16 protein-coding genes and 2 tRNA genes are annotated in these 18,840 nt (G+C 45.0%); 9 read left to right on the forward strand and 9 right to left on the reverse strand.

Annotated elements, in window-relative coordinates; translation table 11 throughout:
• Nucleotide 1 precedes the first annotated feature (1 nt).
• The 5 genes from IX91_RS20400 to IX91_RS20420 all read left to right on the forward strand — a co-directional run bounded on the left by IX91_RS20400 (nt 2) and on the right by IX91_RS20420 (nt 5,464).
• Entirely contained in the window at nt 2–1,609 is a 1,608-nt protein-coding gene (locus tag IX91_RS20400; RefSeq protein WP_004743100.1) for a carboxyl transferase domain-containing protein, read from the forward strand.
• A 4-nt stretch (nt 1,610–1,613) separates the two neighbouring features.
• The gene (locus tag IX91_RS20405) at nt 1,614–2,426 is read left to right on the forward strand and encodes an enoyl-CoA hydratase-related protein (RefSeq protein ID WP_004743099.1); all 813 of its coding nucleotides are present in this window, start codon (nt 1,614–1,616) and stop codon (nt 2,424–2,426) included.
• Between the two features lie 4 nt (nt 2,427–2,430).
• On the forward strand, nt 2,431–3,348 hold the full coding sequence (locus IX91_RS20410) for a hydroxymethylglutaryl-CoA lyase (protein ID WP_004743098.1): 918 nt from the start codon (nt 2,431–2,433) through the stop codon (nt 3,346–3,348).
• Nucleotides 3,349–3,518: 170 nt separating this feature from the next.
• On the forward strand, nt 3,519–4,502 hold the full coding sequence (locus IX91_RS20415; RefSeq protein ID WP_038197720.1) for a response regulator: 984 nt from the start codon (nt 3,519–3,521) through the stop codon (nt 4,500–4,502).
• Complete coding sequence (locus IX91_RS20420; RefSeq protein ID WP_004743096.1) at nt 4,499–5,464, forward strand: sensor domain-containing diguanylate cyclase; 966 nt, start codon at nt 4,499–4,501, stop codon at nt 5,462–5,464. The genes IX91_RS20415 and IX91_RS20420 overlap by 4 nt, the downstream gene beginning before the upstream one ends.
• Before the next feature lie 84 nt (nt 5,465–5,548).
• Here IX91_RS20420 and IX91_RS20425 read toward each other — a convergent pair whose 3' ends face one another.
• From IX91_RS20425 to IX91_RS20460, 8 genes are all read right to left on the reverse strand, one after another.
• The gene (locus IX91_RS20425; protein WP_004743095.1) at nt 5,549–5,857 is read right to left on the reverse strand and encodes a hypothetical protein; all 309 of its coding nucleotides are present in this window, start codon (nt 5,855–5,857) and stop codon (nt 5,549–5,551) included.
• A gap of 17 nt (nt 5,858–5,874) precedes the next feature.
• Nucleotides 5,875–6,555, reverse strand: coding sequence for a hypothetical protein (locus tag IX91_RS20430; protein WP_004743094.1), 681 nt, complete (start codon nt 6,553–6,555; stop codon nt 5,875–5,877).
• A gap of 369 nt (nt 6,556–6,924) precedes the next feature.
• Nucleotides 6,925–6,999, reverse strand: a tRNA-Gly gene (locus tag IX91_RS20435).
• Nucleotides 7,000–7,026: 27 nt separating this feature from the next.
• Nucleotides 7,027–7,101: transfer RNA gene (locus IX91_RS20440), tRNA-Gly, on the reverse strand.
• Between the two features lie 130 nt (nt 7,102–7,231).
• Entirely contained in the window at nt 7,232–8,587 is a 1,356-nt protein-coding gene (locus IX91_RS20445; RefSeq protein ID WP_004743093.1) for a transporter substrate-binding domain-containing diguanylate cyclase, read from the reverse strand.
• Between the two features lie 140 nt (nt 8,588–8,727).
• Nucleotides 8,728–10,728 (reverse strand): HAMP domain-containing methyl-accepting chemotaxis protein, encoded by a 2,001-nt coding sequence (locus IX91_RS20450; protein ID WP_004743092.1) that lies wholly within the window; start codon nt 10,726–10,728, stop codon nt 8,728–8,730.
• Between the two features lie 172 nt (nt 10,729–10,900).
• Nucleotides 10,901–11,440 (reverse strand): DUF3332 domain-containing protein, encoded by a 540-nt coding sequence (locus IX91_RS20455; RefSeq protein ID WP_004743091.1) that lies wholly within the window; start codon nt 11,438–11,440, stop codon nt 10,901–10,903.
• A gap of 284 nt (nt 11,441–11,724) precedes the next feature.
• The gene (locus IX91_RS20460) at nt 11,725–11,976 is read right to left on the reverse strand and encodes a hypothetical protein (RefSeq protein WP_004743090.1); all 252 of its coding nucleotides are present in this window, start codon (nt 11,974–11,976) and stop codon (nt 11,725–11,727) included.
• Between the two features lie 557 nt (nt 11,977–12,533).
• Between IX91_RS20460 and IX91_RS20465 the strand changes: the two genes are divergently transcribed.
• The 4 genes from IX91_RS20465 to IX91_RS20480 all read left to right on the forward strand — a co-directional run bounded on the left by IX91_RS20465 (nt 12,534) and on the right by IX91_RS20480 (nt 17,794).
• Nucleotides 12,534–14,081, forward strand: a complete 1,548-nt coding sequence (locus IX91_RS20465; protein ID WP_004743089.1) for an alanine/glycine:cation symporter family protein — start codon at nt 12,534–12,536, stop codon at nt 14,079–14,081.
• A gap of 488 nt (nt 14,082–14,569) precedes the next feature.
• Nucleotides 14,570–15,676: a pyruvate dehydrogenase (acetyl-transferring) E1 component subunit alpha gene (pdhA, locus tag IX91_RS20470; protein WP_004743088.1), complete on the forward strand. Its 1,107-nt coding sequence runs from the start codon at nt 14,570–14,572 to the stop codon at nt 15,674–15,676.
• Nucleotides 15,669–16,652 (forward strand): alpha-ketoacid dehydrogenase subunit beta, encoded by a 984-nt coding sequence (locus tag IX91_RS20475; RefSeq protein ID WP_004743087.1) that lies wholly within the window; start codon nt 15,669–15,671, stop codon nt 16,650–16,652. The genes pdhA and IX91_RS20475 overlap by 8 nt, the downstream gene beginning before the upstream one ends.
• A complete protein-coding gene (locus IX91_RS20480; protein WP_004743086.1) occupies nt 16,649–17,794 on the forward strand; it encodes a dihydrolipoamide acetyltransferase family protein in 1,146 nt (381 codons plus the stop codon). Before IX91_RS20475 ends, IX91_RS20480 begins: the two co-directional genes overlap by 4 nt.
• An 80-nt stretch (nt 17,795–17,874) precedes the next feature.
• Here the strand turns inward: IX91_RS20480 and IX91_RS20485 are convergent, their stop codons facing one another.
• Nucleotides 17,875–18,831, reverse strand: coding sequence for an electron transfer flavoprotein subunit alpha/FixB family protein (locus IX91_RS20485; protein WP_004743085.1), 957 nt, complete (start codon nt 18,829–18,831; stop codon nt 17,875–17,877).
• Nucleotides 18,832–18,840 lie beyond the last annotated feature (9 nt).

The raw sequence follows: 18,840 nt of genomic DNA on the forward strand, positions 1-18,840 counted from the left end.
CATGCCAGCGATAAAAACGAAAATTAAAAAAGATGCTCAGCTCTATGCGGAAAACTTCGCCGCAATGGAGTCACTCGTAACAAAGCTGCATGCTGATATCGACACAATCAAGCTTGGCGGTGGGGAAAAGGCGCTCGAACATCAACGCCGAAAAGGTAAGCTTCCCGTTCGTGAACGTATCGCAATGTTGCTTGATGAAAACAGTCCTTTTCTGGAGGTTGGTCAGTTCGCTGCCTGGCAAGTCTATGACGACAACGTACCATGTGCTGGGGTTGTGGCGGGTATAGGACAAATCAATGGTCACCAATGCATGGTGATCGCCAATGATCCTTCGGTAAAGGGAGGAACCTACTATCCTCTCACGGTGAAAAAGCATCTCAGAGCACAAGAAATTGCCAAGCGCTGCAAACTGCCTTGTGTCTATCTCGTCGACTCTGGCGGAGCTAACTTACCTCATCAGGCAGAAGTCTTCGCCGATAAAGAACATTTTGGACGAATTTTCTTTAATCAAGCGCGTATGTCAGCACAAGGTATCCCGCAGATTGCTGTGGTATTAGGTCTTTGTACCGCAGGCGGCGCTTATATTCCCGCGATGTCCGATGTTGCAATCATGGTGAAACAACAAGGCACTATCTTTTTAGCAGGCCCACCGCTTGTCAAAGCCGCCACAGGTGAAGTGGTCACCGAAGAAGAGTTAGGGGGAGCAGATGTCCATTGCCGAAAATCTGGGGTTGCCGACTACTATGCCGAAAATGAGCATCACGCAATGCTGTTAGCGCGCGAGGCCGTATCAAACGCCAACCTACCCTGTGAATTGAGCCAATCGCTTAATGATTTTGCTCCGCCTCGTTATGCTGCAGAAGAGATTTACGGTGTAGTTAACGACAATTTGCGACTCTCTTTTGATGTCAGAGAGATCATCGCCCGAGTCGTTGATGGCTCTGAATTTGATGAGTTTAAAGCCCTATTTGGCACTACTTTAGTATGTGGATTCGCGCGAATAGAAGGTCAACTCATCGGCATCGTTGCAAATAATGGCATTCTGTTTTCTGAGTCAGCACAGAAAGGAGCGCACTTTATCGAACTGTGCGCCAAACGAAAAATACCTCTGCTCTTTTTACAAAACATTACCGGATTTATGGTCGGTAAAAGAGTGGAAGAAGGTGGCATTGCAAAAAACGGTGCCAAACTCGTTATGGCAGTAGCATGTGCAGACGTTCCAAAATTCACCATCATAATTGGCGGTTCCTATGGTGCGGGTAACTACGGAATGTGTGGCCGCGCTTATGAACCCACAATGATGTGGATGTGGCCTAATGCTCGTATCTCTGTCATGGGAGGCGAGCAAGCCGCTGGGGTACTCACCCAAGTAAAAAGCCAGGTTATGCAAAGGCAAGGGAAAGAGTGGCAGGCGCAAGAAGAACAAGCCTTTCGTGAAGAGATCCTTGATCTGTATGAAACCCAAGGACACCCCTACTATGCAAGCGCTAGGCTATGGGACGATGGCATTATCGACCCGAAAGAGACCCGCAATGTTTTAGCCCACGCGCTGCGTATTGCTCTCAATGCACCCGTTGAAGATAGCCAATTTGGAATATTTAGGATGTGACGACATGAAGCGCAACAGCCGCATAGCCAAGAAAAGTGATGTTCAAGTACATCTAGAGGAAAACGGTATTGCTCACTTGGTACTTAATCGCCCAAGTAGCGCCAACGCCTTCAATGCTGAGGTCATTTCGCAGCTAATCACTCACTTAGATGCCTTATCGTCAGACACTCGTGTCCGAGCGCTGATTCTGTCAGGCAATGGCAAACATTTCTCTGCAGGTGCTGACATTGAATGGATGCGTTCAATGGCAGCAAAGAGTCAGCAAGAAAATCAACTTGATGCTTTTCAGCTGGCCACTTTGCTCGATAAGTTAGATCGCTTCCCGCACCCAAGCATGGCAGTGGTTCAGGGTAGCGCATTTGGTGGAGCTCTTGGCCTAGTCTGCTGCTGTGACATGGTTATTGCGCATGAGAGCGCACTGTTTTGCTTGAGCGAAGTGAAGTTGGGACTTGTCCCGGCAACCATAGCCCCCTACGTGATTCGCGCCATTGGCGTTAGAAATGCTCGCCGCTATATGCTTTCTGCTGAAAGAATCGATGCTTACACCGCTCAATCACTCAATATCGTTCATCAGCTATCAAATTCTGAGCAACTAAAAGAGCAAGCATGCGAATGGATTGCACCGCTACTAAAACACAGCCCGCAAGCGTTGGTCGAAGCCAAAAAGCTGTGCCATCATTGCTATCAGGCTCCAATTGATGAGTCGATGAAAAGCTACACGAGCGAGCTGATTGCGAATATTCGCGTTTCCCCTCAGGGCCAAGAAGGTTTGTCAGCCTTTCTCGAAAAACGCGCTCCTAAATGGAATTCGGAGTAAAGCAATGAGCCAACACATTAAGCTTCCCAAATCCGTGAATATCGTCGAGGTCGGCCCCCGAGACGGATTGCAGAATGAACCCACACTCCCGCTTAATGTTAAGGTCGCGTTGATTGATCAGCTCTCTCAAACTGGCCTTACTCATATTGAATCCGGCGCTTTTGTTTCCGAATCTAAAATACCGCAAATGGCCAACTCCCGTGAGGTGTTCGCGACTATCAATCGCCAACATCCTGTTATTTATTCAGCCTTAACGCCCAATGTTCGTGGTTTGGAGTCAGCCCTAGATTGTGGGGTGGATCAGGTTGCAGTATTCACTGCGGCATCAGAAGGATTTTGCCAACGTAACATTAACTGCTCGATTTCGCAGAGTTTAGAGCGATTTGAAGACGTTATAGAGTTGGCATCAAAGCATAGTCTGCCCGTTCGAGGTTACCTATCTTGTATCATTGATTGCCCTTACGACGGCGCAACCAATCCCAAACAAGTCGCGGATATTGCTCAGGTAATGTTGGATATGGGCTGCTATGAAGTTTCCCTTGGCGATACGGTAGGCACAGGCACTCCTTTAAAAGTCGCCAATGTCCTAGAGGCGGTTTTCTCGACCACCTCTCCTTCTCATATCGCCGCTCATTTTCATGATACTTATGGGCAGGCGCTAACCAATTTATACCAAGCACTGCTCATGGGGGTATCAACCATTGATTCAAGCGTCGCAGGATTAGGTGGGTGCCCCTATGCGAAAGGCGCAGCGGGCAATGTTGCTACCGAAGATGTACTTTACCTTTGCCAAGGGTTAGGCATCTCCACTGGGGTAGATTTAGCTAAAGTGACGCACACTGCATGGAATATCTGTCAGCAGCTAAATAAACAACCGACATCAAAAGTCTCGCTAGCGACTCCTCCTGTCTCATTTCAATGATTCTGTGTCGAACCTCCAATTTTCCGGTCAGCTTTCTAAAAAGCACGTGAAATCATCAATATAAATATGTTAACTATCACCATTATTAATTGAACCAAAGTCACAGTATTAATTTAGTTTCGCTTTTGCAATCTAAGTGGCGCTTTATAACAGGCTATCGAATTACAACAATGAACATATTAGTGTGTGACGACTCGGTTATTGCCCGAAAATCAATCATCGGCAGAATTGCTCCCTCAACCAATATCACCATTCATCAAGCAGAGCACGGCAAAGAAGCGCTTGAAGTTATGCTGGCTCACAACATTGATCTGCTTTTCTTAGACCTCACCATGCCCGTAATGGATGGTTTTGAGGTACTGGCTTCTATGCCTGTGAGCCAGTACCCTACTCAAGTGGTGGTGGTTTCTGGTGATATTCAGTCAGAGGCCAAATCTCGGTGTATGGATTTGGGTGCCCAGCACTTTATCGAGAAGCCTTTTGTCACCTCCGATTTAGTCGCACTGTTTGACCACTATCGATTACCTTTAAGAAATACCGATGTCAGGCCAGATCAACGTCGCCACAAACCCATCGATTTAATGGCGGCAATTCGTGAAATGAGTAACGTTGCGCTAGGGGCGAGTGCTTCATTAATTGCTCAGCAGATGGGCCGTTTTATTGAGATGCCTCTACCTAACGTGGCTTCATTACATCAGTCCGAGCTGACTATGACGGTTCAAGATATTGTTAACAATTCTGAATCTCGTGCTGTCTCACAACGCTTCGTTGGCAACGGCATTAATGGTGAAGCTTTAGTCTGCCTGCATGGCTCTGGATTTGAACTGCTCGCTCGCTCAGACGATGATGCCCTTAGCAGCTCTGTCAATGAGGTGATTCTCGATCTTTCCAATTTGTTGGTCTCATCATTTCTCAACTCTTTCAGTAAACAACTCGACATTGCAATTTCGCTGCGCCAACCGATCGTTTTAGAAAAAGATCTGTTGCAAGTTTCACTAGGTTGCGACCAATTTCTTAAAGACTATGAGCAGGATATTTTTACCATAGAGTTCGTTTATAAGGCGGAGAATCTAGATATCGCCTGCGACATCATTTTCCTGATGGATTATGAATCTTTGAATGCAATAGAAGACATTTTGGAGAGTGTATTATGAACTCCACGGATATCAGCGATTTACATTGGGTAATGCAAATCCTTGGTGATTTAGATGCAGGGCTGATCGTCATTGATCGAGAATACAAGGTCTGTGTCTGGAATACCTTTATGCAATCTTACAGTGGAATCAGTGCAGATAAGATTCTTGGTAAAGCTCTATTTGATGCGGTCGATGACTTGCCTGAACTGTGGCTTCGCAGCAAAGTCAGTACGGCGTTCACCTTGAATAGCCGCGGTTTCTCTTGCTGGGAAGATCGCCCATTTCTTTTTAAATTCAAGAACTTCAGTCCGATATCTAACGGTCTTAAGGAGATGCGCCAGAACATCACCTTCTCTCCTCTCACCTCTGTTAACGGTGAAGTGTCACACGTTAGCATCATTATCAATGATGTCAGTGACATAGCAAAAAACAAAATTCACCTTACTGATTCCAATCAAAAGCTGTCTGACCTGAGCAGAACTGATGGTCTCACTAAGCTATTTAACCGAGCGCATTGGGAAAGTTGCTTGCAAAAAGAATTCGAGCATTGCCAAGTGACAGGAGCAAGCTCGTCTCTGGTCATTTTCGATATCGACCACTTCAAGCGAGTGAATGACACCTATGGGCACACTGTCGGTGATGAAGTCATTCGCCACACTGCAAGCGAACTGCGAAAAGCCTCTCGCGGGTCTGATGTCTGCGGTAGATACGGCGGTGAAGAGTTTACTGTACTCCTTCCTGGCACTTGCGCCACACAAGCTCTCTATTTTACGGAAAGATTACGCAAACGTATTGAACAAGCGAACGTTAATTACGAGCATCATTCGGTGAAATACACAATCAGCCTTGGTATATGCGAACTATCGCCTTACCAAGCTAGTCATTTGACTTGGTTAGAGCATGCAGATAAATCACTTTATTTCTCGAAACAATCGGGAAGAAACCGATCAACAGTGTTTGATCCGGCACTGATAAGGTAAATGTAAGATAATCCAGTTAGCGATCCGAATAGTGCCTAGAACTGGCTAACTGGATTGAAGTTACTTTTATAAGTTACGTGCTGATTAATTAACTAGTGCATCTTCCACAATAGCATTTTCTATCATTTCACTTTCGTACTCATCTTCAATTGCACCAGCCACTAATTCATCACCAATGGCTTCTTCACATTCAACATCTTGGTAAGCACCGTCAATAACACTTACTGTAGCGCCTATCGCAGCTCCAGTTGTAGCATCACCAGCAATAGCTCCAACGACGCCACCAGCTATTGCGCCTTCCACTGCGTCAGTAATTTCATTTCCTGAGCGACATAGAGCATGAGCATTGAACGATAGGATAACTACCGCAGCAACGAAAATCTTTCTAACCATAATGGTACTACCTTGCTCTAGAAGTTAAATACGACACCAACTTTACCGTAAGTATTACGCTTATCACTGCCAAACTGGGCTTCATTGCCCGCTTCGAAATATGGAGTAAATCCGTTTGCAATATTATTGAAAGTTAAACGAGCTTCAACATTATAAATAGTGTCATTAACAGTTGCGATTCGCTTGTCTTTTTGGTGCTGGCCAACCACCTTGGTATTAAGATATACGTTTTCAAATTGTTTACCGACAGCAAAGTCAAAACGTGTTATATCGCTCTTTTTGCCATTCAGTTCTTTATCATCAAGGTCTTTTCGTAGACGCAATGAGGTATCAAATAACCCCATTACGTTTGTTCCAGCTGTGATGCCAAACTTATTTACGTTAGCGCCAATATTGTTCGTTCCGTTCTCTTCAACGCGAGAACGATTATCTACAAACTCATATTCACCTTTAACAAAGAAGGTATCGAAATCATGGGTGTAGTTAAAGTTGTACTCTTTGGTTTTAGTATCATTACGTTTTGCGGATACGCCAAAGCCTTCGTAACCAACAAAAAGTTTTGCTCCCGTACCTAAATCGGCTACGTTTTCCGCCGAGAATTTGTTGTCTATCTCTAGTCCACCAGTAAGCTCAGAAGCCTGAACTGAAGCAACGGCAAAAATAGAAGATAGCGTGATTAAAACAATGTTACGGTTCATTAAATAGTACCTTTTTCATATGTGTTAGCGGGGGTGCTAGGTTGAGGAAGTGGACTTTAGCAACTCCAAAAACACAGGTGAAAATAGGTAGTATTGATATTTTTAATAGGTCGCAACACTTTGTCAGAGACACGCAAAATACGGTTAAAAGTCGCTACGTTATGTCATTTTAAAGTAAAGAATTGCCTTTCTGAACTTAAACAAAACGTACACTCAATTTATGGCTAACGAATTTCAATGTTAAGAACACGAGTTTGTATTACGGAGAGTAAACTTATATTAAATGACAGAAAGATACGTGTTTCGCTTCTGAACGCTCATTTCACGCGAAGGATTAAACTTATTGGATTGTAACTTGAAAAGAAAGCTTGGAGCGTACTGCGGGAATCGAACCCGCATCATCAGCTTGGAAGGCTGAGGTAATAGCCATTATACGAAGTACGCATCGAGATGAGATAGCCTAAAAAGACTTGGAGCGTGCAGCGGGAATCGAACCCGCATCATCAGCTTGGAAGGCTGAGGTAATAGCCATTATACGATGCACGCATCATCGTGAAGACAAATTCAATATGCCACAGATAACTGAAAAGAAAAGTGTTTTCTTTCAATATTCTGGTTAAGTGGTGAAGTTAGCATCACTTTAGTGTTTGGTTGATGTTTTTACGCTCACTCAAGCCTAACTAAACACTTTGGCCGTTACGCGATCTTTGCCATTGGTTTTAGATTGGTACATCAGGTGGTCGGCATCTGATAGGGATGGATTTAAGTCTGTGCTCGGGTAGTAAGCACAGCCTAAGCTGACCGTGATTTTGCGTTCGCTATCTTCCAGCAGTTTCACCTTACGTACAGCGGCACATACTTGCTCAGCAACGACAACTGACGCTTCGTAAGTCTCGCCACAAAGTAAAATGGCGAACTCCTCTCCTCCGATCCGGCCAATCAATTGGTTTTCAGACAAAATGTTATTCGCCGCATGTGCGACACTTTTGATGATGATGTCTCCGCTTTGATGACCATAGTTATCGTTAATCTGTTTAAAATCGTCGATATCAAAAATCATCACGCTCATCGAGCCCCCTTCCTTCAGCCTTTGCTGAAACTCATTAACAAAATGTCGCCGATTACTGAGCTCTGTGAGTTGGTCCGTTTCTGAGAGCGTCTTAAGTTCTAAGTTGGCCTGCTCTAGGGCATTGGTTCTGACTTTAACCGTAAGTTTGAGGGCAATGATATAGCTCAACGTAACAATGCCAATAAGCAAGGCTGCGAATGGGACAAGGTAGTCGGGATAGACAGTACTGACATACATCCAGCGGTTAAAGATCTGCTGCTTCTCATCATTGCCGAATTCATTGATGCCACGTGTTATTTGCTGTTGTAGCGCGGTGTTCCCTTCACTCACCGCTGCGCGTAAGTTCCCAGAATAAAGGTGTCTTACACCAATAAAACGCTGAGGTTCATCACTGCTAAACAGATAAAAGTTAGCCATTTGCAGATCGGCGACAAAAGCATCGAGCTCTCCACTAAATGCCGCTTCTATCATCAATTGGTTATTAGAATAGCTAATCAGATTCAAATTGGGAAAATGGCGCTTTGTAAATTCCTCTTCATAACCACCAGCCACAACACCAACCAAATGTTGATGTTCACCGAGCATAAAAGCATCAAGGTTAGTTCCTATCAGCTCCTGACCAATGTACATCTGGGTGTCAATCGACAGAATCTCGGGGGCATAGTCCAAATAACTGTCACGTTGCTCAGACCATAACAAACCGGCATGAATATCGGCTTGCCCATCTCGAACCGCATCGAGAGATGCTTGCCAATCAAGCAACACAAATTCTATTTCGACGTTATTTTTACGTCCATACTCTTGCCAGTAGTCAACGAGAATACCGTCGGGTTCCCCCTTATGATTAATAAATGAGAAAGGTTTCCATGCCTTAGAGTTGGCGATTACTAGCTTGTCACTTTGCTCAGCATACAGTGGAAAACAAGCCAGCATTGCGAATAGGCTAAATATGATTCGAAGCACTTTTGTCCCTAAAAAATAAGCTCAATAAGTGAATTATTGAGCTTTATATTATTGATATATTAGGTATAGATGATACTTCGATTAGATGATGCCGATCTGGTTTAAGAATGAGACATCACTCGATAAGTCGTCAACGCTTGTTAAGAGATCTGAAAACGGCTCATTTCCCCATTCAGCTCATCAACTTGCCCTCGAACTTGGTTCGAGATTTCTGACGAGGATTGCGATATATCAGCAACTCCTTCAACGGATTCAATCACCTTATTCATCAGCAATTGGATTTCGTCAGTCGCTTGAGACTGCTGCTGCGCTGAGCTCAATAGATCTTGCATCTGTTGGTTTAGTTCTTCGATCTGTTGTGTCGTCGAGCTTAACGTGCCATATGCTTGTTCAGTATGGTTAGCCCCCTCTTCCGCTAGAGACTTACTCTTATCAATTTCACCAACAACCGCCGCCGTTGACGATTGAATTGCATTGACTATATTGTTGATTTCAGTGGTAGATTCGGTTGTTCGAGTAGCAAGTAGGCGCACTTCATCTGCCACCACAGCAAAACCTCTTCCGTATTCGCCTGCTCGCGCTGCCTCTATTGCGGCATTAAGAGCAAGCAAGTTTGTCTGTTCAGCAAGCCCTTCAATTACTTCGGTCACTCGGCCTATAGCTTCGCTCTCTTTGCTCAACGCATCGACCTGTTCACTGGCTTTTTCAATCGTGGCATGCAGTAAGCCCACCGTGGTCTTATTGAGGTCGAGAGCTTGAGAACCCAGTTCTATCTGTGCCTGAGACTCAGATAGCTTGCTCGCTGATTGCTCGGCCTGCGTGGCAGTATCAGTTGCAGAATGGCTAACATCCGTCACTTGGTGCCCTACTAGCTCCATCGTAGATTTCTGGTTTTCGACCTGATGTACCGTTTTCGCGTTAGCATCAAGTAAAGCGTTCATACTGTCGCTTACCGTTGAAGCCTTGTTGCTCACACCCTTAACAATGGCGGCCAGTTCATCATTCATCTTGTTAATTGAGCGAGTTAAACTTGCCAACTCATCGCTACCTTCAATCGGCAAAGCAGATTGTGAAACGTCACCATTGGCAATCGATTCTGCACGTTTAGAAATCGTCTTAACTCGGCGACCAATACTCTTACCCATAAAATGCGCAGTTGTTGCAGCGACAATCACTACAATGGCGATTGACGCCACCAATAGTGAGATTACGCTCGTCACTGAATTAAAGATTCCCTGACCGCTTTGATCTGCAACCGACTGCTGCTGATTAATGATTGAGTCAAGATTAGAATCTAACGCAGTCACCGCTGGCACTAGTTCATTGGCCATTTTTTGGTTCGCGATATTCCAATCACTTGAGCGGCGTAATTCAACTACCTGGTCAGCTAAAGGGAAATAGAGCTGTTGCATCTCTTTGAATAGATCCCACAACCCTTGATCGCTACTCGATAACAAGGCAACTTTAGAATCAATCTCTTTGACTGATTTGTCATGAGCCTTGAGAAAATCTTGGTATTTATCTAAATGTTCCTGCTTTCCATAAAGAAGGAAATCACGCATAGAAGATAATGCATTGGCTAAAGAGGTATAGCTGTCAGCGTAGAGCCTAAACAATCGCTTACGCTCCCCCCCTTCTTTGTTACCCGCTTCATCATTAATTAGCCCCTGAAGCTGATCGAGTGCAACTTCAGCAATCGGTGCGGCTTCGTTAATAAACAGCGAGTGAGCTGGAAGGTTTTCATCGGAATGGCTAAGTTCAGCAATATCATTGAGTGACTGAGCAACCAGCGTCCACTGGGAAAGGATTTGCTGATAATTTTCTTCAGTGAGTAGAGGCTCTAACTTAGGCAATGATTCATCCACTTTTAAAAGCGACTGATCGAGTTTCGCTTTTTCAGCTTCACCTGTTGCTTCATCACCTCCTAACAACATGTAGGCTCTCAGTGACGAGACGGTAGCGTGGATGGATTGTTGAATAGAACGCCCTGCATCAACAGTCGGCAAATCTCGGTTTAATAGCGATGCGGTATGGGTTTCAACGGTGATTAAGCTGCGATAAATAAAGAACGCGGAAACGATAAAAAGTACTGCAAGCGACAGAAAACTCAGCTGTAACTTCCCTGATATCGTGAGTTTCATCCTTTAACTCCTATAGTTTGTTCAATCCTTACTATAGCGTTTTGGACATTATTGTTAAATATATGTATCAGCAAAATTATAAACTTTCGTATTAGTCTCCTGACGACAAATGTAAAAATCCCCGACTGGCGGGGATTTAGTCTGTTGTCGCTACGAAGTTTATAGCAACGTTTTAGATATTCGCAGAAGCAACGTAGTCTGTTAGCTCAATGTTTGAAACCGTTGTGACATACTGATCGTCTAAATAGAACGCGACACCTTCAGCTAATCTTTCACCACGAAGCGTTTGTTTCGAGCCATTAGCGTACGTGACATCCATTTGCAGAGTGTCGGCATCGATCTGGTTCATTGTCGCATGATCAATTTCTGAGTTGCTCGCTAGAGGCACTTCTTTTAGAGAGTTGTCCAACTTGTCGTTTACTTTGATGTAATTCTTGGTTGGAGTGTCAACAACTGCTGGTGATTTACCCGATACTGGGTTTTTCCCAGTCCAGAATTCAATCGAGTTGATAACAAACAAGTCAGCCGCACCCGCGATACCATAAACAGGAGACAGTAGGATGAACATCCCAGCACGACCGTAGCGATTATCTACCACTTCTAAGTTGAATTTTGAAACGATACCGGTTGTCGCCATTTGACCCATACAACCTGTTAAAGAAGAAAGACCAAGAGCCGTAACGATTGCAATTTTTAATGCGTTAGATTTCATGATTACCACCACTTATATTTGGATGGCGCGCATCGTACTCCTGATTTCATTAAATGCAATCTAGATAGGTAGAGATTTTGCACAAAGCTAACCGTGTTAAGTTTCTGTTTTATATAGGGTATCACCTACACCCCTACCATTTATTGTGGCTTCTATTTATTACAACACTAAGGGTTGTTTGCCTTATAAGATTTGTCCTACTTGCATAACAAGCATCAGTTGCAAGTTTGAGTGAGTTTGCATTTCATTCACGCGCAAACCAAAAGACAATGTTTCTAAACACATTACACACAAGAGGCCTGTTCAGTAAGTTTTAGCAAGATACTTTCTCGTCGCAGTTCGAGTATGTCTTCAATAAGCTTTTCTTTCGCGCTCAATCCAAAGTGTTCTGCGTAATTTTTGATGGTTGCCACTTCACTTTTATTTAAGTTGTAAACATTTCGCTTTAAGTAGGCTTCCGCTTCACTTTTTATATAGCCATGACTTTGTAGTTCACTGATGATCACTTCATCTAATTCGTGCGTTCTCTTTGCCATTTTCTTCTGAGTTCTTTTACTTACCTAACCCATCTAATCGTCTGAATATCATCGATTAGAATTTCTGCTGGCGTAAGTTACCTCTCTAATATGACAGCGAAGTGACGGAATACGCTCGACGTCTTTGCCTCTACAAACTGAAATCAACCTTACTCATTTATCAAATAACACCCAACCATTTACTCTGTGAATTTTAATGCACGCGGCGCGCATATTCACCATTTTCATCTAAAATCACCACATAATCCGTCATGTTTTACTGGTCAATTAGTAATCATACAGTTTTATATATTTATAGATAACGCCAAATATCCGACTAATTCACTAAGATATCAATTATCAATTCCACCTACATTTCATCAAAAACCAGTGAATAAGTTCAAAATGGTCGCATAAAGTTAGTAAAAATCAGAATTGTTTGCTGGATCATATTTTCCGCCAAAGATGTTGCTTAGGTATTTATAAAGTGAATAATAGCAAACGTTACATAAATGTAACAAAACACAGCATCATATAAATATTATTCATATAAACACCTATTTACAGGCAGGAAAAGCATGACAAAGCGTATTTCGCTAGCCGTATTGGCGAGTCTATTTGCAGGTAGCGCTGCAGCATCCAGTTTGGATGACAAAATCAACGAAGTCGTTGCACCTATCGTTAACCCTTTTGTAGGAATGATCTTTTCGACTATTCCGTTCCCTTTTACTGACGTACAGGTGCCGTGGATTGTTCTTTGGTTAGTTATTGCAGCTAGCTTTTTTACTTTCTACTTAGGCTTCATTAACGTTCGCGGCTTTAAGCACGCGGTTCAACTTGTATCAGGGAAGTTCTCTGATCCTAAAGCAAAAGAAGAGGGTGAGGTTTCTCACTTCCAAGCTCTAACCACTGCACTTTCAGGTACCGTTGGTTTGGGTAACATCGCTGGTGTGGCCGTTGCGGTTTCCATCGGTGGTGCTGGTGCGACATTCTGGATGATTCTTGCTGGCCTACTCGGTATGTCCAGTAAGTTTGTAGAGTGTGCACTAGGTGTGAAATATCGTAATACTAACCCAGACGGCTCTGTTTCTGGTGGTCCTATGTACTACCTAAGCAAAGGTCTAGCTAAACGCGGTAACGCTGCATTTGGCCGTACCCTAGCGGTTCTGTTCTCTGTATTTGCGATTGGTGGTTCTCTTGGTGGCGGTAACATGTTCCAAGCTAACCAAGCGTTTAAGCAGGTTGTCGGCGTAACAGGTGGCGATGCGTCATTCTTCGCAGACAAAGGTTGGCTATTCGGTCTAATCCTAGCGGTGATCGTGGGTATCGTTATCATCGGTGGTATTAAATCTATCGCTAAGGTAACGGAGAAAGTGGTTCCGTTCATGGCGACGATTTATGTCGGTGCTGCTCTTATCATTATCCTAATGAACTTCGACCGCATTGATGACGCGTTCAGCGCTATCTTTAACGGTGCATTCACAGGTGAAGGTATTGCGGGTGGCGTGATCGGTGTGCTTATCCAAGGCTTCAAACGTGCAGCGTTCTCGAACGAAGCAGGTGTTGGTTCGGCCGCAATTGCTCACTCAGCAGTAAAAACCAAAGAGCCAATGTCTGAAGGTTTCGTATCTCTACTAGAACCCTTCATTGATACCGTGGTTATCTGTACGATGACTGCCCTAGTTATCATCATTACTGGTTACCTAGACACTGATACTGGCCTTGCTGGTGTAGAACTAACGTCTGCTGCATTCGGTAGCGCAATTAGCTGGTTCCCATACATCCTTGCAATTGCGGTAGTGCTGTTCGCTTTCTCTACCATGATCTCTTGGTCATACTACGGCCTGAAAGCTTGGACTTACCTATTCGGTGAGAGCAAAACAGCCGAGCTTATCTTTAAAGTGAAATTCTGTATCTTCGTTGTCATTGGTGCAGCAATGAACTTAGGCCCAGTTATCGACTTCTCTGACGCGATGATCTTTGCAATGGCTCTTGTGAACATTGTAGGTCTATACATCCTAGTTCCGGAAGTGAAGCGCGACCTAGCAGACTACCTAGAACGCTTTAACGCAGGCAAGGTCTACAAGGTACAGCAAAAACAAAACTTGGCTGAACAACCAGACTAGTCCGAAATGTAAATAACGATGAATAACAGCAGGCTTCGGTCTGCTGTTTTTTCATTTTAGAGACACTCATTTACACATTTTTCTCTTTCTGAACTTGCAAACCAATATTCCACCAAGTATTTCAACCTAAGTATAATTGTCTAGTTTTTCACCACACCGCTGTTTAAAACTGGCATTTTTCTCCACCTAGCTCCCGACTGTAAGCTCAGATTTACTCTTCAAACAAACACCCAACAGGCAAAATTTAACATTTTGGTTACACTTATCTTTAAGTGCAATTCTCGAAATTGATCTCTGGTTTAACTCAAGTTTGCAGCTTAATAAAGTGCAACGAATCGAAAACTCAGTAGGTTGTTTTAGTTTTTGCCAACAAGTTGTATGAAATTTAAGTATCTATCTTGGCTCTTCATGACCGAAACATGGTCGCTGAGTCATACATCGTTTCTCTTAGGTGCGATCCATCTCTGCGAAACAAAAAGGAGATAGTAATGAATGTTCAGACACTACCCATGCTGCGCTTTATTGACCACGAAGGTGTATCCGTAAACCAGTTGCCAGCTTGGGCAGACTTAACGACGTTAACCGCCTTTTATAAGGATATGGTTCTCACCCGTACGTATGACAACAAAGCGGTTGCCCTACAACGAACGGGCAAACTCGGCACCTACCCTTCTCATTTAGGTTCGGAAGCTTATGGTGTTGCCATTGGCCATGCCATGCATCCACGCGATGTGTTTATTCCCTATTACCGTGATATGCCCGCAATGTGGGTGCGCGGTATCCCGATGGAGAAAAACCTCCAATACTGGGGAGGTGATGAGCGAGGTAGCGATTTTCACGTAACGCCATCCAATGGCGAGGCTCCAGAACATTGTCGAGACTTACCCTTCTGTGTACCCATTGCAACTCAGTGTACACACGCGGTCGGTGTCGCTGCTGCGCTAAAAATCGAGAACCAACACCACGCTGCTTTAGTCACATGTGGGGATGGCGCGACATCAAAAGGGGATTTCCTAGAAAGTATCAACTGTGCCGGTACTTGGAATTTGCCACTGGTGTTTGTGGTGAATAACAACCAATGGGCAATCTCTGTCCCAAGAACCCTCCAATCCGCTGCTGAGTTTTTATCTGACAAAGCAAAAGGCGCTGGCATTCATGGCGTGACCGTCGATGGCAACGATGTGGTTGCTGTCTATGACACCGTACTCGCCGCATTAGATAGAGCAAGAAAAGGTAAAGGGCCCACCCTAATTGAGGCGGTGAGCTATCGACTCAGTGACCATACAACCGCTGACGATGCGAGTCGCTATCGTAGTGATGATGAGCTTAATCAAGCATGGCAGTTCGAACCTATCAAACGGTTAAAAGCCTTCTTAATCAATCAAGGTGCTTGGAGTGACGCCCAAGAAGAGACCTGGTTGTTAGCGTGTAAAGAGCAAGTCGAGATTGCCGTTGACCACTACATGAACCTTCCACCTCAGGCACCAGAAAGTGCATTTGATTATCTATATGAACACGCACCTGCTGAGTTAAATCAGCAACGAGATTTATTGATAAACAAAGCAATGCGCATGCAAGGAGGCAAACATGGCTGAGTTGACCTTAGTAGAAGCAGTCAACCTTGCACTGCATCATGAAATGAACAAAGACCAAAGCGTGATTGTGCTTGGCGAGGATGTTGGCGATAACGGTGGAGTGTTCCGTGCTACCGTCGGGCTAAAAGAGAAGTTTGGTTTAAGACGAGTTATCGACTCCCCGCTCGCAGAAGCGCTCATTGGCGGTGTCGCTGTTGGGATGGCGAGCCAAGGTTTACGACCCGTCGCTGAGTTTCAGTTTCAAGGATTCGTATTCCCTGCCTTGGAGCACTTAATGTGTCATGCCGCGAGAATGCGCAACCGCACACGCGGGCGATTAACTTGCCCTGCAGTTTTCAGAGCTCCTTTCGGTGGGGGCATTCACGCACCAGAGCATCACTCTGAAAGTGTCGAAGCTTTATTTGCCCATACTGCTGGCTTTAAAGTGGTGATCCCATCTTCGCCGCAAAGAGCTTATGGGTTGCTTCTCGCTTCTATTCGTAGCAACGATCCTGTCATGTTTTTCGAACCCAAACGTATCTACCGCACCGTTAAGTCTGAGGTCGTTGATAGCGGAGAAGCTCTTCCACTCGATACATGCTTTACCTTACGCAAAGGGCGAGACATTACCTTAGTGACTTGGGGCGCATGCGTCGTTGAATCATTGCAAGCAGCGCAAACGCTCTCGACTCAAGGTATTGAAGCCGAAGTCATTGATCTAGCGTCCATAAAACCCATCGACATGGACACCATCCTAAGATCATTAGAGAAAACGGGCAGATTGTTGGTCGTTCACGAAGCAAGTCGCACTTGTGGCGTAGGCGCTGAAATTCTCGCTCGAACTGCCGAACACGCTATGTGTTTACTCAAAGCGCCACCACGGAGAGTCACAGGAATGGATACCATCATGCCTTATTACCGCAATGAAGATTACTTCATGATTCAAGAGCAAGATATCGTGCTAGCTGCGCGAGAATTGGTGGAGGGTTGGAAATGAAAAGCTTCTTATTACCTGACCTAGGCGAAGGATTAGCCGAGTCTGAAATCGTTGAATGGCACATTAAAGTCGGTGACTCCGTCGAGCTCGATCAAGTTGTGTTAACCGTAGAAACCGCCAAAGCTGTGGTTGAAGTCCCTGCTCCCTACTCTGGTGTTGTCGTCAGTCGGCATGGCGAGGCAGGCGATGTGATCAATATTGGTGCTCTACTCCTAGAAATAGAAGAGCAACCTGAGCTGGTCGGCTCGACGGTGAGTCAGGCAAAACAGCAAGATGCCGCGACTGTCGTTGGTAACGTCTCGCAAGCGGCTCATCATGTCGATGTGGATGATTTTTGGATTGGTAGCACACATAACCCTTCAGCCGATGAACTCATCACAGCACTTCCCTCAGCTCGTCTGCTAGCCAAAAAGCTGGGTGTAGAACTCAAGACAGTGAAAGGGACGGGCCCTAACGGCATGATCAACGATAGCGATATTTATAACGAGGCTCGTAAACAAAGCCCGGGGACTGAAGTGCTCAAAGGTGCGCGCAGAACCATGGTGTCAACTATGTCGGAGTCTCATCATCATGTTGCTGCGGTGACCATAACCGAGGAAGCAAACTTAGGCGACTGGCTAGCTAATGAAGATATCTCTGGCCGACTGATTAAAGCGGTCGTCTATGCCTGCCAGGAAGAACCTGCGCTCAATGCATGGTTTGATGCAGAAACCATGACGCGCTGCGTACACAGTAGAGTCAATATTGGTATTGCCGTCGACAGTAGTCATGGGCTTTATGTGCCAGTTCTTAAACACGCAGATGAATTTGAAGGCAATCAAGTTCGTCAGTGGCTCGATGAAACCGTCAAGGGGATCAGAGAGCGTAAGATTGGTCGAGAAAGCCTACAAAATGCGACGATAACCTTGTCCAACTTTGGCGCAATAGCAGGCATATTCGCTACTCCGGTCGTTTCTCCACCGCAAGTTGCCATCGTGGGAGCAGGCCGTATTATTGAACGTGTTGTGATGAAAGGTGACAAGCCGGTTTCGGTTAAAGTCATGCCTCTCTCTATCACGTTTGACCATCGAGCTTGTACGGGTGGCGAAGCGGCGAGGTTTACTAAGAAGCTGGTCGAACATTTGCAGAAACCCAAAGGTTAATTTGGGGCAATTAGCTATAAAATTAAAGGGAGCACGCCTTGTGCTCCCTTTGGTATCTTCCCTAAAGCCTGTTAGTTAACTCAAACTGATTCAATTAACTCTGGAAGAATCTCAAACAGATCTCCGACTAACCCATAATCTGCAATCTCAAAAATAGCGGCATCGGGGTCACTGTTAATCGCGACAATGACTTTCGAATCCTTCATACCCGCTAAGTGCTGAATTGCCCCAGATATTCCCACCGCGATATACAAGTTTGGTGCAACAATCTTACCCGTTTGCCCTACCTGTAGATCGTTAGTAACGAATCCTGCATCAACCGCCGCCCGAGAGGCGCCGATTGCACCGCCGAGTTTATCGGCCAACTTTTCAACTAAGGCGAAATTCTCTTTACTCCCCAAGCCTCGGCCACCAGAGATCACCACGTTTGCACTAGACAATTCAGGTCGGTCGCACTGCGCGCTTTCTCGGCTTACCAATTGAGTACCTTCGCTCGCGATATGCGTATCAAGGGTTACTAGCTGGGCTGAATCACCATCACCCAATGGCATTTTATCGAAAGCCGTTGAGCGTATCGTCATCACTTTTATCACGTCTTCTGAGCGTACTCTGGCTAATGCGTTACCCGCATAGATAGGACGTACTACCGTATCAACGCTTTCTATTGCCATCACGTCTGACAGCATTTCAACATCGAGCAGCGCAGCCACTCTTGGTAAGACGTCTTTACCGAAAGTATTGGCTGGCGCCAATACGTGGCTGTATTCAACACCAACTTGCTTTACGACTTCCGCAAAGTTCTCTGCAAGCATATCTTGGTAGCATGCGTTATCAGCGACAAGGACTCGTTCTAGCAAGGAACACGACTGAATCAGCTGTGTAACATTGTCACAGTTACAACCCACAACCAGAGCGTCAACCGAACCGCTCCCTGCTGAATCAATGATCGATTTAGCCGCCGATAACGTGGCTAAAAAATCTGCGCTCGGGGTCTGGTTATCATGCTGTGCTAACACTAATACTTTGATATCACTCATTGCTATCCC

Source organism: Vibrio tubiashii ATCC 19109, assembly GCF_000772105.1.
Classification (GTDB): Bacteria; Pseudomonadota; Gammaproteobacteria; order Enterobacterales; family Vibrionaceae; genus Vibrio; species Vibrio tubiashii.

Bases quoted from the DNA above. Each gene is read 5' to 3' on its own strand.
- IX91_RS20430 (WP_004743094.1), bottom strand. From the start codon at position 6,555: ATGAACCGTAACATTGTTTTAATCACGCTATCTTCTATTTTTGCCGTT.
- IX91_RS20410 (WP_004743098.1), top strand. From the start codon at position 2,431: ATGAGCCAACACATTAAGCTTCCCAAATCCGTGAATATCGTCGAGGTC.
- pdhA (WP_004743088.1), top strand. From the start codon at position 14,570: ATGAATGTTCAGACACTACCCATGCTGCGCTTTATTGACCACGAAGGT.
- IX91_RS20400 (WP_004743100.1), top strand. From the start codon at position 2: ATGCCAGCGATAAAAACGAAAATTAAAAAAGATGCTCAGCTCTATGCG.
- IX91_RS20480 (WP_004743086.1), top strand. From the start codon at position 16,649: ATGAAAAGCTTCTTATTACCTGACCTAGGCGAAGGATTAGCCGAGTCT.
- IX91_RS20425 (WP_004743095.1), bottom strand. From the start codon at position 5,857: ATGGTTAGAAAGATTTTCGTTGCTGCGGTAGTTATCCTATCGTTCAAT.
- IX91_RS20450 (WP_004743092.1), bottom strand. From the start codon at position 10,728: ATGAAACTCACGATATCAGGGAAGTTACAGCTGAGTTTTCTGTCGCTT.
- IX91_RS20405 (WP_004743099.1), top strand. From the start codon at position 1,614: ATGAAGCGCAACAGCCGCATAGCCAAGAAAAGTGATGTTCAAGTACAT.
- IX91_RS20455 (WP_004743091.1), bottom strand. From the start codon at position 11,440: ATGAAATCTAACGCATTAAAAATTGCAATCGTTACGGCTCTTGGTCTT.
- IX91_RS20485 (WP_004743085.1), bottom strand. From the start codon at position 18,831: ATGAGTGATATCAAAGTATTAGTGTTAGCACAGCATGATAACCAGACC.
- IX91_RS20420 (WP_004743096.1), top strand. From the start codon at position 4,499: ATGAACTCCACGGATATCAGCGATTTACATTGGGTAATGCAAATCCTT.
- IX91_RS20465 (WP_004743089.1), top strand. From the start codon at position 12,534: ATGACAAAGCGTATTTCGCTAGCCGTATTGGCGAGTCTATTTGCAGGT.
- IX91_RS20475 (WP_004743087.1), top strand. From the start codon at position 15,669: ATGGCTGAGTTGACCTTAGTAGAAGCAGTCAACCTTGCACTGCATCAT.
- IX91_RS20460 (WP_004743090.1), bottom strand. From the start codon at position 11,976: ATGGCAAAGAGAACGCACGAATTAGATGAAGTGATCATCAGTGAACTA.
- IX91_RS20415 (WP_038197720.1), top strand. From the start codon at position 3,519: ATGAACATATTAGTGTGTGACGACTCGGTTATTGCCCGAAAATCAATC.